The sequence below is a fragment of the Microbacterium sp. P5_B6 genome, assembly GCF_056400345.1.
In genome coordinates this window covers 187,628-201,868 of sequence record NZ_JBFULL010000003.1, presented here as the reverse complement: position 1 = coordinate 201,868, position 14,241 = coordinate 187,628, and the positions used below count along the sequence as shown (strand labels likewise).

Below are 14,241 nucleotides of genomic sequence, written 5' to 3'. Positions count from 1 at the left end.
CGTGCTCGAGCTGAACGATATCCAGGCGGGCTACGGACGCACGCTCGTGCTGCACGGCGTGACGCTTCCCGCCGCCAAGGTGGTCGCCGTCCTCGGACACAACGGCGCCGGCAAGTCGACGCTGCTGCGCGTCGCCATCGGACTCATCAAGCCGCGCAGCGGTCAGGTGATCTTCGACGGCGACGACGTCACCTCCCTTCCGCCGAACAAACGCGTCGCGCGCGGCATGGGCTATGTGCCGCAGGGGCAGCAGTCGTTCCCGCAGCTGACGACGATGGAGAACCTGCAGCTCGTCGCCGACGGGCGCCGGCGCGGCAAGGCCCTCATCGAGCAGCAGCTGTCGCGCTTCCCCGCACTGGAGAAGTTCGCGGGCCGCAAGGCGGGGCTGCTCTCGGGTGGTCAGCGCCAGCAGCTCGCGATCGCCCGCGCGCTCATCACCGAGCCGAAGCTGCTCATCCTCGACGAGCCGACCGAGGGCATCCAGCCGACGATCGTCGCCGAGATCGAGCACACCGTGATGCAGCTGGCGAGCGAGGGCCTTTCGGTTCTGCTGGTCGAGCAGCACATCGGCTTCGCGCTCGAAGCGGCTGACAAGTACCTCGTGCTGGCGAGCGGCTTCGCATCGAGCACGGGGGAGGGCGGGGCCGCCGCGGCCGAGGGGGTTCGCATGGCGATGGCCATCTGACGTCGGAACTCGCCTCGACTTTCGGAACCAGCGCCCGGAATACTCCGACATCCGGCGAATTCTCCGACTTATGCCGCTTCCCCCGCAGATTCGTCATCTCCCGCGTCAGGGACGCAACGCCGCTGTAACACGCGACCGGCACAATGAGCCCGACGTGCGAGCGCAGGGAGTGCGACGTGGCGAGGGCAGACAACGCGCGGGCAGCCGCCGAGGACAGCCTCGAAGACTATGCCTTCCGCTATGTCCCGCGGACGTTCCGCCGCTGGAGCGCCGGCGCCATCGGCGTCACCGCGCTCGGCTCCATCGCCTTCCTCGCGGACTTCTCGATCGGCGCCAGCATCGGGCTCGAGCACGGCACGGCGAACGCGGTGCTCGGCATCCTGCTCGCGTCCGTCATGATCTTCATCGTCGGCGCGCCGATCGCGTACTACGCGGCCCGCTACAACCTCGACCTGGATCTCATCGCCCGCGGCTCGGGCTTCGGGTACTACGGATCCTCGATCGCCACGGTGATCTTCGCGGTCTTCACGTGCATCTTCTTCGCGCTCGAAGGCGCGATCATGGCCCAGGCGCTCCACGTGGTGGCGGGCGTCCCCCTGGCCATGGGGTACCTGGTCTCCACGATCGTGGTCATCCCCATCGTCATCTACGGCATGCGGGCGCTCGAGCGTCTGCAGTTCTGGACCACGCCGCTCTGGCTGGTGCTGGCGCTCGTGCCGCTGCTGTGGGTCATCCTCTCGGATCCTTCCGCCGTCAGCGCCTTCCTGTCGTTCACCGGCGAATCGGACGGCGAGATCCGGTTCGAGGCGATCGTGTCGAGTGCCGCGGTGTGCTTCGCGCTGACCCCGCAGCTCGCGGAGCAGATCGACGTCATCCGGGCGATGCCGCCCAGGACCCGGATCAACAAGCGCTCCTGGCGACGCTCCCTGCTGTTCGCCGGGCCCGGGTGGGTGATCTTCAGCGGCATCAAGCAGGTGATCGGGGTCTTCCTCGCGGTGTATCTCGTCGTCCGGGTCGACCCGACGCTCGGCGGTCTTGCCACCGAGCCGGTGCGTCAGTTCGTCGCGCTGTACCGGGCGATCATGCCGGAGTGGCTCGCGCTCGTGCTCGCCCTCGTGCTGGTGGTGGTGGCGCAGGTGAAGATCAACGTGACGAACGCGTACTCCGGATCGCTCGCGTGGTCGAACGTGTACACGCGACTCACCAAGTCGTACCCGGGCAGATCGGTCTTCATCTTCTTCAACCTGAGCATCGCGCTGGGTCTGATGTGGATGGATGTCTTCAGCCTCATCGGCTTCGTGCTGAGCCTGTACGCGAACGTCGTGATGGCCTGGCTGGTGACGATCGCGGCCGACATCGTCATCAACAAGCATGTGCTGCGCCTCTCGCCGCTCTATCCCGAGTTCCGCAGGGGGATGCTGCACGACTGGAACCCGGTCGGGCTCGTGTCGGTGACTCTCGCGTCCGCACTCTCGCTCGCAGCATTCGGCGGGCTGTTCGGCGAATCTGTGCGCCCCTTCTCGGTGATGATCGCCATCGCGGTGGCCGCCGTCGCCACGCCGCTCATGGCGATGGCGACCGGCGGTCGCTACTACCTTCGACGGCGCACGGACGGGATCGCCTCCCCGCTCCTCGACGCCGAGGGCAACCCGTCGAGCGAGCGACTTCGCTGCCATGTCACCGGCTACACGTTCGAGCGCCCGGATATGCTGGCCTCGGCCCAGCGTGGTCCGCACGGCGAGCTCCAGTACGTCTCATCGCTGGCACTGACGCTGGACGGTTCGGACCAGTACGTGCTCCCACCAGAGCCGCTGGCGCTTCGACAGAAGGCCGCCAGCCGCTAACCGGCCGAGCCCCGCACCGGAGGAGAGGACAGTGATGGCCGAGACCGTCGACACTCCCACCGCGATCCTGGCGAGCGCCGCAGCCACCCTCCGCGAGCACTCCTTCGACGACGTCTCGTATCGAGCCCTCGGCGACGCGGTCGGGGTCTCCGAGCGCACCGTCTACCGCCAGTTTCCGACCCGCTCCCACCTGCTGGAGAGCCTGGCTGCCTGGCTCGAGGAGACGGAGTTCGCGCTGCCGGACTTCGTGACGATCCCGCAGTTCCAGGCCGCCGTACGCGACAGGTTCCTGGCGTTCGATGGGGCGCCCGCGTTCGCCTTCGTGTGTGCGCGCGCGGCAGCGATCTCGCCGACGGGGGATGCCGAGCCGACGTTCCTGACCCGCACCATCACCGCGATGCTCGAGACGAGCGGCCCGGGGCTGAACGCGCGAGACCTTCGCCGCGCGGCCGCGGCACTGCGCTATTTCGCGTCTGCCCAGTTCTGGGCGCGGATGCGCACGGGCCTCGATATGGACGCCGGCGAGATCTCGGACGTCTTCGACCGCACGGCGGCGCAGGTGCTCGCCGCGCTGCCGGCCATGTCGCCGACGTCCCGATGAGCCGATCCGTCGCCCAGCGGGCGGCGTCATGACCGGCGACGCCGGACCCGCGCCGACGAGTGCCGCGGAGATCAACCGCACACAGGAGGCGATCCTCGCCGCCTACGCCGAGCTCATCGAGGAGCTCGGCACGGACGACGTGTCGTTCCGCCTCATCGCCCGCCGCGCGGGCGTGGGCGAGCGCACCGTGTTCCGCAACTACGCGACCCGCGTGGACCTGCTGCTCGCGACGGCCGCGTGGGTCGAGCAGACGGTGTTCGCGAGGGAGGATGCGCCGTCGATCTTCGACATGCCGCTCGTGATCCGCGAGGCGATGGAGCTCTACGACCAGCGGCCGGAACTCGCCCACGTCGTGGCCGAGACCGCCATGCGCGGCGTGAGCGGAGCGGCCCCTTCCCCGCGCCGCGCGCACCTCGAGGCGATGCTGATCGCGGAGGTGCCTGCCCTCGAGGAGCCGGAGCGCCGTGCGATCGTGGCGGCGCTCGCCCATATCGACTCGGCCGCGACGTGGGTCACGCTCCGGCGCGAGCTCGAGATGGATCGCCGTGACATCGCCGACGCCGCTGCCTGGGCCGCCGAGGCCGTGCTCGATCCCATCCGCGGTCGGGTCGGCTGAGGCTGGCCCGAGCATGCGGGGGAGCGCGGCATGCCTGACCGACCCCGTCCCGCACGACCTCCGATCGATACGCTGAGCCCATGACAACGCTTGTGCTCACCGTCGTCGGCGACGATCGCGCCGGACTCGTCGCCGCGGTGGCCGCGGTCATCGACTCCCACGGCGGCAACTGGGAGAACAGCCAGCTGGCCGAACTCGCCGGCGCCTTCGCGGGGATCATCGAGGTCTCGGTCGCATCCGAGCGCGCGGACGCCCTGCAGGCCGCGCTCGAAAACGTCGAAGGCCTCGTCACAGTGGCCGTCCCGGGACGTGCCGTGACGACGGATGCCGCGCCCGCCCACCGCCTGACCTTTCAGGTTCTCGGCAACGACCGCCCCGGCATCGTGCGCGAGCTCTCCTCGACCCTCAGCAGCCACGGCGTCAGCATCGAGCGGATGACGAGCGAGACCCGTGACGCAGCGATGGCGGGCGGCCGCCTCTTCGAAGCGGTCATCTCGGCGACGGTTCCGGCATCCGTCGACCTCGACGAGGTGGTCGCGGAGCTCGAGCGGCTTGCCGCCGAGCTTCAGGTGGACGTGGCGCGACGGGACTGACCCGCACGAGGTCGTCGGCCGTCACCAGCCGCTTCGAGGGCCACCGCCCCGGGGCTCACCAGCCGCTTCGGGTCGGGGTGTGCCCGTCTCTGGCGTCTTCCGGCATGGCCATCTCGGCGCGGACGCCGAGCAGCCGCACGGGGCGACCTGCCTCGATCTTGACCACCAGCCCCATGATCTCGTCCGCCACCGTCTGGGGATCGGACGTCGCCGCGATCTTGTGCGTGAAGGTCTTGGTGACGAACGGGGCGTAGCGCACCTTGAGCCCCACTCCCACGACGGGCCTGTCTTCTGCCGCGACATCCCCCATCACCTGCGCGATGAGCTCCCGGGCGGCCTCCTCGATCTGCGCGCCCCCGGCCAGGTCCTGCTGGTAGGTCGTCTCTCGGCTGTGGCCACGCGGCACCCACGGTGTCGGGTCGACGGTCGACGAGCCGTCGCCCCGCCCGAGCTGCCGGTACCACGGCCCCATCCGCGGCCCGAACTCGGTCGCGAGGGCCGAGAGGTCTGCGACGGCGAGTTCGTGCACGGTCCGGATGCCGAGCCCCGCCAGGCGTGCGGAGATCTTCACGCCGATTCCCCAGAGTTCGCGGGTCGGTCGCTCGCCCATCACCTCGAGCCAGTTCTCGGCCGTCAGGCGGAAGGTGCCGCGCGGCTTGCCGAAGTCGGTCGCATTCTTGGCGCGGACGAGCGTGTCGCCGATTCCGACGCTGCAGTGCAGCCGGGTGCGCTCGAGCACCGCCGCCTGCAGGCTGCGGGCGACGCCTTCGGGCTCTTCGGTGTGGACGCCCACGAAGGCCTCGTCCCAGCCGAGCACCTGCACCACTGCTCCGGGGTGCTCGCGCAGGGTCGCCATCACCTCCTCCGAGACCGCCGTGTATGCCGGCGCGTCGACCGGCAGGATGACGGCATCCGGAGCCTTCCTCGCGGCGATGCGCAGTGGCATCCCCGAGCCGACCCCGAAGGCGCGCGCCTCGTACGAGGCTGTCGAGACGACCGCGCGTTCGGTCGGATCGCCTCGCCCGCCCACGATCACCGGCTTTCCGGCGAGCTCAGGGTGCCGCAGCACCTCGACAGCGGCGATGAACTGGTCGAGGTCGACGTGAAGCACCCACGGCGTCGGGCTCATGGCCTCCAGTGTGGCCGCTGGTCCCGACACGCGCGATCCTCTTGCCAGCCATCGCGCTCGAGCGCAACCCCCTCTGCGATTTCCGGCACCTCAGGGAGGGTGTCGGGAAACCGACAGGGAGGCATGGAATGAAGGCGATGACCTATCGCGGACCGTACAAGCTCCGCGTTGACAGCAAGCCCGATCCGGTGATCGAGCACCCCAACGACGCCATCGTGCGCGTCGAGCTCGCGGCGATCTGCGGCTCGGATCTGCACCTGTATCACGGCATGATGCCGGACACCCGCATAGGCCATACGTTCGGGCACGAGATCATCGGGACGGTCGAGCAGATCGGCGGATCGGTGCAGAACCTGAAGATCGGCGACCGGGTCATGGTGCCGTTCAACATCTACTGCGGATCATGCTTCTTCTGCGCGCGCGGACTGTTCTCCAACTGCCACAACGTCAACCCGAACGCCACCGCGGTGGGCGGTATCTACGGCTACTCGCACACGTGCGGCGGTTACGACGGCGGCCAAGCGGAACTCGTGCGCGTGCCGTTCGCCGACGTCGGGCCGTCGGTGATCCCGGACGACATCGAGGCGGAGGATGCGCTCCTGCTCACCGACGCCTTCTCGACCGGATACTTCGGCGCACAGCTCGCCGACATCGTCGAGGGTGACACCGTCGTGGTCTTCGGCGCGGGCCCGGTCGGGCTCGCGGCCGCACGCTCCAGCTGGCTCATGGGTGCAGGCCGGGTCATCGTGGTCGACTACCTCGACTACCGCCTGCAGAAGGCCCACGATTTCGCCTTCGCGGAGCCGATCAACTTCGGTCAGGTCGACGACATCGTGCGGACCCTGAAGAAGGAGACCGAGGGTCTCGGAGCGGATGTGGTCATCGACGCGGTGGGCGCGGAGGCCGACGGGCACGTCCTCCAGCATGTCACCGCCGCGAAGCTGAAGATGCAGGGCGGCTCCCCGGTTGCGGTGAACTGGGCGCTGGATTCCGTGCGCAAGGGCGGGACCGTTTCCATCATCGGCGCGTACGGGCCCCTCTTCAGCGCCGTGAAGCTCGGCGACGCCATGAACAAGGGCCTCACGATCCGGACGAACCAGGCGCCCGTCAAGCGTCAGTGGCCGCGGCTGTTCGAGCACATCAGGGCGGGGCACATCAAGCCCAGTGAGCTCATCACCCACCGCATCCCCCTCGATCACATCGCCGAGGGCTATCACCTGTTCTCGTCGAAGCTCGACGACATCATCAAGCCGGTCGTCACGCCGGCGGCGTAACCCCTTCAAAGGAGATCACCATGCCCTACACATCCGAGAAGCCCCGACTGACGCCGGATTCCGACACCCTGCGCGAGCGCATTCCGGGCTGGGGCGCCGACCTCGACCCCGCCGATCGGCCCGCCTTCCCGCGCGAGCAGCCCGGCATCCCCACCGGCGCCCATTGGGACCTTCCCCCCCAGCAGTCGACGGTGCCGCGTCGGGAGAAGTCGGTGGAGCACACCCGCCTCACGCCGGTGTACGGGTCCGCGCAGCCCCTGCACGGCCTCTCCGGCGTCATCCGGCGCTTCGCGTACGACAAATACAGCGAGGGGCAGACCGCGCACTGGCTGCTGCTCGTCGTGGGTGACCGGGTGGACGCGATCACGTCGCACGCGGCCTCGCTGGTGAGTCGTCGGCCAGACGATCCGATCACCGAGTCGGGCGTCCTGGGCGAGCGCGGCCACCGGCCCCTCTCGTCGCGCTTCCGCAAGGGCCGCATCGACCTCAAGCATGCGTGGCTCGACCCGCTCATCGTCGTCGGACCGTGGCTGCTCGTGATCGGCGGGCTCGCGATGGTCGGCAAGTCGATCGTGGGTCTGGCGGTGAGGAGGACGGCCTGACGGATGCCGGGCGCCCGGGGCGGTCGGCGCCCGCGCCCCGCGGGCTCAGGAGGAGTTGTCCCGGATCGGAGGAGACTTCGGGCCGGGGGATCCTCCGCTGGAGGACATCTCCTCCCGGGGCGGTCGGCGCCCGGGCTCGGCGGCTTCGGGAGGAGTTGTCCCGCCGGCGGCTTCAGGAGGAGTTGTCCCCGATCGGAGGAGAGTTCGGGCCGGCGGATCCTCCCCTGGAGGACATCTCCTCCCGGGGCCGTCGGCGCACGGGCCCGGCGGCTTGAGGAGTTGTCCCGCCCGGCGGCCTCAGGAGGAGTTGTCCCGGATCGGAGGAGAGTTCGGGTCGGGGGATCCTCCGCTGGAGGACATCTCCTCCCGGGGCGGTCGGTCTGGGTCGAATGGGCCCGACGCTCCCAGTGCCCGGGCTCCGGCATCCGCTCGCTCAGCCGTACCGGTAGTGGTCGGCGCTCGCGTTCACCCAGGCGACGAACTGCCGTGCGCGCGACTCGTCGAGCGGGGAAGCAGGTGTCAGCCACAGCTGGTCGGGCCCCTGGATCGCGATGTGCAGGGAGCGGCGATCGACGCGCGCGAACTGCCGTGAGGTGATCGGGCCCCCGGGACCGAACAGCGTCCGTGTCCGCGCCGCCATGACGAGAGCGGGGCGTTTGGCGAGCTCGGCCGCGGTCGTCAGGGTCGCCACGACGCGGCCGATGGGCTGTGTGTGCGATCCGAGCCGGATGCTGCGCCCATCAACGATGATGCCGCCGAACTCGTCGGCGGGGCCGGCGGGCTGGGGCTCCGACCTCAGTTCCACCTCGGGCGCGCTGAAGTCCGCGTACTCTTCGCTCCAGCGCGCGCCATCCCACCATCGCTGCTTGCCGGTGCCGTCGTCGTACCAGCCGGGCTCCGCCGTGACCATGCGTCGAGAGTACCCGGACGATCCCCGAGGCGGACTCTTCCGACGGCTCCCGGCAGGCTGTGAGCGCGCCGTGAATCACGCGGAATCACTCGACCTCGCCCACACGTAGCGATATATCGTTATGTATCGTCCACATTCGGACGCATCATCTGAGGAGGTTCAATGATGAGCGGTTCATTCCCAGGAGACCCCTTCGGCGGGCGCCACCGTGCCACGGGATCCGGCAAGCCCGGAGCCAGCCTGTGGGACGCGATGGAGCAGCTGCGCGAGGGCATCGAGAAGGGCTTCAGCAGCACCGTCGGCGCCGGTCGCATGGCCAAGGGCGACGTGCGCGCCGCCGTGCTGACGCTGCTCGCCGAGCAGCCCATGCACGGCTACCAGATCATCCACGAGATCGAGGAGCGCAGCGACGGCTCGTGGAAGCCGAGCCCCGGCTCCGTCTACCCGACGCTGCAGCTGCTCGCCGACGAGGGCCTCATCACCGCGAACGAGTCGGCCGGCAAGAAGACGTACTCGCTGACGGAGACGGGCCGTGCGGAGGCCGACGCCTCCGAGGGCAAGCCCGCGCCGTGGCAGTCGTCCTCGACGCAGGATCCGCGCACGGGTGCCCTTCCCAAGGCCGGTATGAAGCTCGCTCAGGCTGCCGCGCAGGTGGGTCGAAGCGGGTCGCCCGAGCAGGTGAAGCACGCCGTCGATGTGCTCGACGAGGCCCGGCGTAAGCTCTACTCCATCCTCGCCGAGGACTGAGCCTGACGAAGTCTGAGCCCGCCGCACCCTGACCGGGATGCCCCCGGTACGTCGGCTTCAAGGAGAATCCATGGCCGACGTCGCCGCGTCGCGCGCCCGGTATCGCCGCATCCTGCGGTTCGCGTGGCGGTACATGGCGCAGGCGTGGTGGTACGAGCTCGTCCTCCCGCGGATCGGCCTGAGCAGTCTGGCCGCGCGAGGACGAGCCGCACGCCTCACGAAAATCGCTCGCAGCTTCCATGGCCTTGCGCTGTCGCTCGGCGGACTGATGATCAAGGTCGGCCAGTTCATGTCGTCACGGCTCGACGTGCTCCCGCCCGAGATCACCAAAGAGCTCGAGGGCCTCCAGGACGAGGTGCCTCCCGTCGATTTCGCGGCGATCCGGGTGCTCGCCGAGGCCGAGCTCGGCCTGCCGCTCGAGCGCGCGTTCGCATCGGTGGATCCCGTCCCCGTGGCTGCGGCATCCCTCGGTCAGGCGCATCGCGCGCGCCTCGCCCCCGATGTCGCCGCCGACGCCGGCTTCGCCGACGTCGTCATCAAGATCCAGCGTCCCGGGATCGACGAGATCGTCGACGTCGACCTCGCGGCACTGCGCAAGGTCGCGGGCTGGCTCAACCGGGTGCGCGTGATCTCGGATCACGTCGATCTGCCCGGCCTCGTCGAGGAGTTCGCGCACACGAGCATGGAGGAGATCGACTACCTCCACGAGGCGCAGAACGCCGAGCGGTTCGCCGAGAACTTCGCCTCGGATGCCCGGGTCGGGGTTCCCGAGATCGCCTGGGAGCGCAGCACCCGGCGGGTGCTCACGCTCGCCGATGTCACGGCGATCAAGATCAACGACGTGGAGGGGCTGCGGGCCGCGGGCATCGATCCGAGCGACGTCGCACACGAGTTCGCGACCGTCATGTTCGATCAGCTGTTCGTGGACGGCTATTTCCACGCCGATCMGCACCCCGGCAACATCTTCGTCACGCCGCTCACCGAAGGGACGGATGCCGCACCCCGCCCCGGCACCGAGGGCCCGCCGCCCCGCGCCTGGAAGCTGACGTTCATCGACTTCGGCATGATGGGCGAGGTTCCCGACCGCCTTCGCCACGGGCTGCAGCGCCTCCTGATCGCGGTCGCCGGGCGCAACGGGCGGCAGCTGGTGGACAGCATCCGGGATGTCGGTGTGCTCCTTCCCTCCGCAGACACGAATGAGCTCGAACGGGCGATGACCGAGCTCTTCGCCCGATTCGGCGGCATGGGCTTCGCCGAGCTGCAGCGCGTCGACCCGCGTGAATTCCGCGACTTCGCCGTGGAGTTCGGCGATGTCGTGCGTGCACTGCCGTTCCAGCTGCCGGAGAACTTCCTGCTGATCGTCCGCGCGATCTCGCTGACATCCGGGATGTGCAGCTCGCTGGACCCGGAGTTCAACATCTGGAGCGCCGTCGAGCCCTATGCCGCGCAGCTGCTGCGCGACGAGCGCGGCAATGTCGCCCAGGCCGTCGGACGCGAAGCGCTCGACGTGGCCGGCATCGTGGCGCGCATGCCGCGTCGGATCGACGACCTGGCGACCCGGCTGGAGAGCGGGCGCGTGGCCGTCGAGACTCCGCGGCTCGACCAGCGCATGCGTGCTCTCGAGCGGATGGGCCGGAGGGTGGTCTCGGCCGTCCTGTTCGCGGGACTTCTGATCGGCGGGATCATCCTGCGGTCTCAGGATGCCGTCATCGGGACGATCCTCCTGGTCGCCTCGGTTCCCGCGCTGCTGCATGCCCTCTTCGCGAGCTGGGCCGGCCGCCGAGTGCCGTGACCGCTCGTCTCGAGTCGGCCCGTCGGTGATGAGCCGGCGCGTGGACGGGTGTGCGACCCCTTTCCCGTGCGCTGGCAGGTCCGTATCCTTTCCCCATGTCGGTGCGTTCCGCCCTCCGCACAGCGCTCGGCGCGGCGCTCGTTGTCAATGCCGTGCCGCACGGCGTCGCGGGGGTGCGGGGCGAGCCGTTCCCCTCGCCGTTCGCCGACCCACCGGGTGTGGGCAGCTCTCCGCCCGCCGTCAACCTGGGCTGGAGCGCGGTGAACGTCCTCGCCGGCGCGCTGGCGCTGCGGCGCGGCATCCGGACCGTGGGCGAGGCCGTGGCGGCAGCGCTCGCGGGCCTCGCGATGGCGTGGATCCTCGCCTTCCACTTCGGCGACGTGGCACGCGGCGGGCAGGGGCTGCGCGGTCTGGGGAGGGACGGATCGGGGCCGCCGCGGGCTCTCGTCCGGTTCACAGAACCCGTCGCTCGGGCGCTTGCGGGGCGCCGCTGGATGCCCGTGTGGGGCGTCATCCACCACCGCGGCCGCCGGAGCGGAACTCATTATGCGACGCCGATCGCCGTCATCCCCACTCTCGACGACCGCGTCGTCCTCATCGGTCTGCCGTGGGGAGCGCACACCAACTGGGCGCGCAACATCCTCGCGGCCGGTGGTGCCCGACTCACGTGGCGGGGCCGCGAGCAGTCGGTGCGTGAGCCGCGCATCGTGGAGGCATCCGACGCCGCTTCGCTGGCCAAGCCGATCGTGCGGTTCATCGTCCGGCGGATGCCGGCCGCCATCGTCCTCGAGCGTCGGTGATCAGCTGTCCCCGACATCGGGATCAGGGCTGCGCGTGCCCGCCAGGTGACGCTCGCGCATCGCGAGGAACAGCGGGAACGTGAAGGCGAACGCCGTCACGACCGCCAGGGCGAGGTAGAGCCAGGCACGCTTCATGCCCAGCCGCCGCGCTTCGACGACGATGAAGGTCGCACCCGCGATCGCGACGACGAGCAGGTCGACTCCGATGGAGGAGACCGCGGGACCGCTGCCGAAGATGTCGCCGAAGTAGTCGCGTCCCTGGACCACCGTCCAGGCATTGAGGACGAAGGTGCCGACGAGGCCGGCGAGTGACAGCACCAGGTAGGTGATCGCGAGCGGCGTCCAGTGGCGGTTCACGGGGTCTGCTCGACGGCGACCCGCAGCTCCGCCATGATCGAGGCCCAGCGCAGCAGGAAGCGCGGCTCATCGAGCCGCCGGCGCCGCATCCATGACGTCACCTCGTCGTTGCATTTGCTCGCGTTGCACGATCGGCACGCGGGCACGACATTCTCGAGGGTGTAGCGGCCGCCGCGCGAGATCGGCAGGACGCAGTCCTTCTGCAGGGCGGGTCCATCGGCGCCGCAGTACGCACAGGCCGCCCATGCGTCGAGGATGGCATCCCATTCGACCGCGGTGAGATCGCTTCCGGATGCCGCGACCCGGCGCGCGCGACGGCGCGACGCTCGCGCTCTGCGCGTCTGACGGACCACCATGGGCCCGACCATACCGCTCTCGCAGTCGGCAGCTCAGGCGGCACTCGGCAGAGGACGCGGACGACAGGCATGCCGTCCGGCGTCGGTCAGCCCAGGCCGCGCACGTCGCGGACGAATCCCTCGACGTGCTCGCGCAGTGACTCGATGCGCCGGTCGCGGGCTGCTTCGCGATCGAATCCGAGGTAGGCCGAGGGTGGCAGCCTGCGCACGTTCTGCGGGCACTCGAAGTTCTCGCAGATGAGGGTGCCGACGGTGTCGCCGCGTCGTCCGGCGTCGCCCGCCCGCTTGGTGGTGTACAGCACGACGTCGTTCGGCAGCAGGACGTCCGCGCACCACGAGCACTGGGGTCGAGAGCGTGCGCGGCTTTCGCCTTGGCGCAGCAGGAGTCCGACGAGTTCGCCGTCCAGTTCGGCCACGACGTAGCCGATCTGCGGGAACTTCGGATCCCGCCATCCGAGGAAGTCGAGCCGATCCCACGCGAGCTCGGCGAAGTCGGCGGGCAGGCCGAGGTTCTTTCGCTCGCTGCGCGAGGCGTTGATGAAGGATGCCCGGATCTGGGCGTCGTCGAGGGGACGCATGTGCGTGCTTTCTGTGCGGTCGCCACCGCGGGCGACGGTCGTGGAAGGAGGAATCGCTCGGAGCACGGAGGGGCTCAGACAAGCGGTCTAGAGAAGAGCCTCAGGCTCTTTCCGCCGTCGACGCAATGCGCGACGACGACCTCCCTACGCCCGGAGGCAGCACACGATGACACACGCACGCGAGTTTATCCGAGGGCGCCTGAACGACGGGTGAAAGACGGATGCCGCGACCGAGGCCGCGGCATCCGTCGTCTCGATCCTTACGCGGTGGCGTCGGCGCGCTTGGGCAGCACCCATCCCGCACGCGGGAAGTGGCAGGTGTACCCGTTCGGATAGGTGATCAGGTAATCCTGGTGCTCCGGCTCAGCCTCCCAGAACGGACCTGCCTGCTCGATGGTGGTGACCGCCTTGCCGGGCCAGAGACCGGAGGCGTCGACATCGGCGATCGTCTCCCGCGCGACGCGCTCCTGCTCCGGAGAGAGCGGGAAGATGGCGGACCGGTAGCTCGACCCGATGTCATTCCCCTGGCGATTCCTGGTCGACGGATCGTGGATCTGGAAGAAGAACGCCAGGATGTCCCGGAACGTGGTCTGGGACGGGTCGAAGACGATCTCGACCGCCTCGGCGTGGCCGGGGTGCTTTCGGTAGGTCGCGTGCGCGTTCTCGCCGCCGGTGTAGCCCACACGAGTGTCGAGCACGCCGGGCTGGCGCCGGATGAGGTCCTCCATGCCCCAGAAGCATCCGCCGGCGAGGACGGCCGTCTCGGTGCCGTGGGTGCGGGTGATCTCGCCCTTGTCGAAAGGTCCGCTGGTCATGATGCTCGCTCCTGAGTGTCGTTCGTGTCGGCGGCGTCCGCGGTCGCGGATGCTCCGCTGGTGGGGAAGAGGCGCCGGTACTCGCCGTAGCCCTGCGCCTCGAGGTCGGCCGCCGGGATGAACCTCAACGAGGCCGAGTTCATGCAGTATCTCAGGCCACCGGCATCCCGTGGGCCGTCGTGGAAGACATGGCCGAGGTGACTGTCCGCGCCCGTCGAGCGCACCTCGCTGCGCGGCATGAGCAGCTTCCAGTCGGTCTTGCTTCTGACTGCTTCGGGCTCGATGGGCCTGGTGAAGCTCGGCCAGCCTGTGCCGCTCTCGTACTTGTCGTGCGACGAGAACAGCGGCTGACCAGAGACGACGTCGACGTAGATGCCGTCGTCGTGGTTGTCCCAGTAGCGATTGCGGAAGGCCGGCTCGGTGCCGTCCTCCTGGGTCACGCGGTACTCGAGACTGCTCAGGCGGCTGAGGGCCTCGGGGGTCTTGCGATAGTCGGTGGACACGTTCGTTTCCTCCTTGACGACGCCGCTGGCTGTGGCGTC

At 69.4% G+C, this 14,241-nt stretch carries 17 protein-coding genes; 10 read left to right on the top strand and 7 right to left on the bottom strand.

What is annotated here, in order from left to right; all coding sequences use genetic code 11:
- Position 1 precedes the first annotated feature (1 nt).
- The 5 genes from AC1DP3_RS05945 (at position 2) to AC1DP3_RS05925 (ending at position 4,339) form a co-directional block, all read left to right on the top strand.
- The gene (locus AC1DP3_RS05945; protein ID WP_477292217.1) at positions 2–685 is read left to right on the top strand and encodes an ATP-binding cassette domain-containing protein; all 684 of its coding nucleotides are present in this window, start codon (positions 2–4) and stop codon (positions 683–685) included.
- 176 nt (positions 686–861) lie between these two features.
- Positions 862–2,529: a purine-cytosine permease family protein gene (locus AC1DP3_RS05940; RefSeq protein WP_477292216.1), complete on the top strand. Its 1,668-nt coding sequence runs from the start codon at positions 862–864 to the stop codon at positions 2,527–2,529.
- Positions 2,530–2,563: 34 nt separating this feature from the next.
- Positions 2,564–3,130, top strand: coding sequence for a TetR/AcrR family transcriptional regulator (locus AC1DP3_RS05935; RefSeq protein WP_477292215.1), 567 nt, complete (start codon positions 2,564–2,566; stop codon positions 3,128–3,130).
- A gap of 28 nt (positions 3,131–3,158) precedes the next feature.
- The gene (locus AC1DP3_RS05930) at positions 3,159–3,746 is read left to right on the top strand and encodes a TetR/AcrR family transcriptional regulator (RefSeq protein ID WP_477292214.1); all 588 of its coding nucleotides are present in this window, start codon (positions 3,159–3,161) and stop codon (positions 3,744–3,746) included.
- Between the two features lie 80 nt (positions 3,747–3,826).
- Positions 3,827–4,339 (top strand): glycine cleavage system transcriptional repressor, encoded by a 513-nt coding sequence (locus tag AC1DP3_RS05925; RefSeq protein ID WP_477292213.1) that lies wholly within the window; start codon positions 3,827–3,829, stop codon positions 4,337–4,339.
- Between the two features lie 55 nt (positions 4,340–4,394).
- Here the strand turns inward: AC1DP3_RS05925 and AC1DP3_RS05920 are convergent, their stop codons facing one another.
- Positions 4,395–5,468 (bottom strand): DNA polymerase IV, encoded by a 1,074-nt coding sequence (locus AC1DP3_RS05920; protein WP_477292212.1) that lies wholly within the window; start codon positions 5,466–5,468, stop codon positions 4,395–4,397.
- 128 nt (positions 5,469–5,596) lie between these two features.
- Here AC1DP3_RS05920 and AC1DP3_RS05915 point away from each other — a divergent pair, with 128 nt between their 5' ends.
- Positions 5,597–6,742 (top strand): zinc-dependent alcohol dehydrogenase, encoded by a 1,146-nt coding sequence (locus tag AC1DP3_RS05915; RefSeq protein ID WP_477292211.1) that lies wholly within the window; start codon positions 5,597–5,599, stop codon positions 6,740–6,742.
- Positions 6,743–6,762: 20 nt separating this feature from the next.
- Positions 6,763–7,344, top strand: a complete 582-nt coding sequence (locus AC1DP3_RS05910) for a hypothetical protein (RefSeq protein ID WP_477292210.1) — start codon at positions 6,763–6,765, stop codon at positions 7,342–7,344.
- Positions 7,345–7,777: 433 nt separating this feature from the next.
- Here AC1DP3_RS05910 and AC1DP3_RS05905 read toward each other — a convergent pair whose 3' ends face one another.
- Entirely contained in the window at positions 7,778–8,254 is a 477-nt protein-coding gene (locus AC1DP3_RS05905) for a DUF2510 domain-containing protein (RefSeq protein ID WP_477292209.1), read from the bottom strand.
- 165 nt (positions 8,255–8,419) lie between these two features.
- Here AC1DP3_RS05905 and AC1DP3_RS05900 point away from each other — a divergent pair, with 165 nt between their 5' ends.
- From AC1DP3_RS05900 to AC1DP3_RS05890, 3 genes are all read left to right on the top strand, one after another.
- A complete protein-coding gene (locus tag AC1DP3_RS05900) occupies positions 8,420–9,001 on the top strand; it encodes a PadR family transcriptional regulator (RefSeq protein ID WP_477292208.1) in 582 nt (193 codons plus the stop codon).
- Positions 9,002–9,071: 70 nt separating this feature from the next.
- Complete coding sequence (locus tag AC1DP3_RS05895; RefSeq protein WP_477292207.1) at positions 9,072–10,793, top strand: ABC1 kinase family protein; 1,722 nt, start codon at positions 9,072–9,074, stop codon at positions 10,791–10,793.
- Positions 10,794–10,888: 95 nt separating this feature from the next.
- Complete coding sequence (locus tag AC1DP3_RS05890) at positions 10,889–11,593, top strand: nitroreductase family deazaflavin-dependent oxidoreductase (RefSeq protein WP_477292206.1); 705 nt, start codon at positions 10,889–10,891, stop codon at positions 11,591–11,593.
- Here AC1DP3_RS05890 and AC1DP3_RS05885 read toward each other — a convergent pair whose 3' ends face one another.
- From AC1DP3_RS05885 to msrB, 5 genes are all read right to left on the bottom strand, one after another.
- On the bottom strand, positions 11,594–11,950 hold the full coding sequence (locus tag AC1DP3_RS05885; protein WP_477292205.1) for a DUF2834 domain-containing protein: 357 nt from the start codon (positions 11,948–11,950) through the stop codon (positions 11,594–11,596).
- Positions 11,947–12,306, bottom strand: coding sequence for an HNH endonuclease (locus AC1DP3_RS05880; protein ID WP_477292204.1), 360 nt, complete (start codon positions 12,304–12,306; stop codon positions 11,947–11,949). Before AC1DP3_RS05880 ends, AC1DP3_RS05885 begins: the two co-directional genes overlap by 4 nt.
- 86 nt (positions 12,307–12,392) lie before the next feature.
- Positions 12,393–12,884, bottom strand: coding sequence for an FBP domain-containing protein (locus tag AC1DP3_RS05875; RefSeq protein ID WP_477292203.1), 492 nt, complete (start codon positions 12,882–12,884; stop codon positions 12,393–12,395).
- Positions 12,885–13,144: 260 nt separating this feature from the next.
- Positions 13,145–13,699, bottom strand: a complete 555-nt coding sequence (msrA, locus tag AC1DP3_RS05870; protein ID WP_477292202.1) for a peptide-methionine (S)-S-oxide reductase MsrA — start codon at positions 13,697–13,699, stop codon at positions 13,145–13,147.
- Positions 13,696–14,202 carry a peptide-methionine (R)-S-oxide reductase MsrB gene (msrB, locus tag AC1DP3_RS05865; RefSeq protein WP_477292201.1) on the bottom strand — a complete coding sequence of 169 codons (507 nt, stop codon included), beginning with the start codon at positions 14,200–14,202 and terminating at the stop codon, positions 13,696–13,698. Before msrB ends, msrA begins: the two co-directional genes overlap by 4 nt.
- Positions 14,203–14,241 lie beyond the last annotated feature (39 nt).

Coding starts and splice junctions, on each gene's coding strand:
- AC1DP3_RS05935 (WP_477292215.1), top strand. CDS start 2,564: ATGGCCGAGACCGTCGACACTCCCACCGCGATCCTGGCGAGCGCCGCA.
- AC1DP3_RS05930 (WP_477292214.1), top strand. CDS start 3,159: ATGACCGGCGACGCCGGACCCGCGCCGACGAGTGCCGCGGAGATCAAC.
- AC1DP3_RS05925 (WP_477292213.1), top strand. CDS start 3,827: ATGACAACGCTTGTGCTCACCGTCGTCGGCGACGATCGCGCCGGACTC.
- AC1DP3_RS05920 (WP_477292212.1), bottom strand. CDS start 5,468: ATGAGCCCGACGCCGTGGGTGCTTCACGTCGACCTCGACCAGTTCATC.
- AC1DP3_RS05915 (WP_477292211.1), top strand. CDS start 5,597: ATGAAGGCGATGACCTATCGCGGACCGTACAAGCTCCGCGTTGACAGC.
- AC1DP3_RS05910 (WP_477292210.1), top strand. CDS start 6,763: ATGCCCTACACATCCGAGAAGCCCCGACTGACGCCGGATTCCGACACC.
- AC1DP3_RS05905 (WP_477292209.1), bottom strand. CDS start 8,254: ATGGTCACGGCGGAGCCCGGCTGGTACGACGACGGCACCGGCAAGCAG.
- AC1DP3_RS05900 (WP_477292208.1), top strand. CDS start 8,420: ATGAGCGGTTCATTCCCAGGAGACCCCTTCGGCGGGCGCCACCGTGCC.
- AC1DP3_RS05890 (WP_477292206.1), top strand. CDS start 10,889: ATGTCGGTGCGTTCCGCCCTCCGCACAGCGCTCGGCGCGGCGCTCGTT.
- AC1DP3_RS05880 (WP_477292204.1), bottom strand. CDS start 12,306: ATGGTGGTCCGTCAGACGCGCAGAGCGCGAGCGTCGCGCCGTCGCGCG.
- AC1DP3_RS05875 (WP_477292203.1), bottom strand. CDS start 12,884: ATGCGTCCCCTCGACGACGCCCAGATCCGGGCATCCTTCATCAACGCC.
- msrA (WP_477292202.1), bottom strand. CDS start 13,699: ATGACCAGCGGACCTTTCGACAAGGGCGAGATCACCCGCACCCACGGC.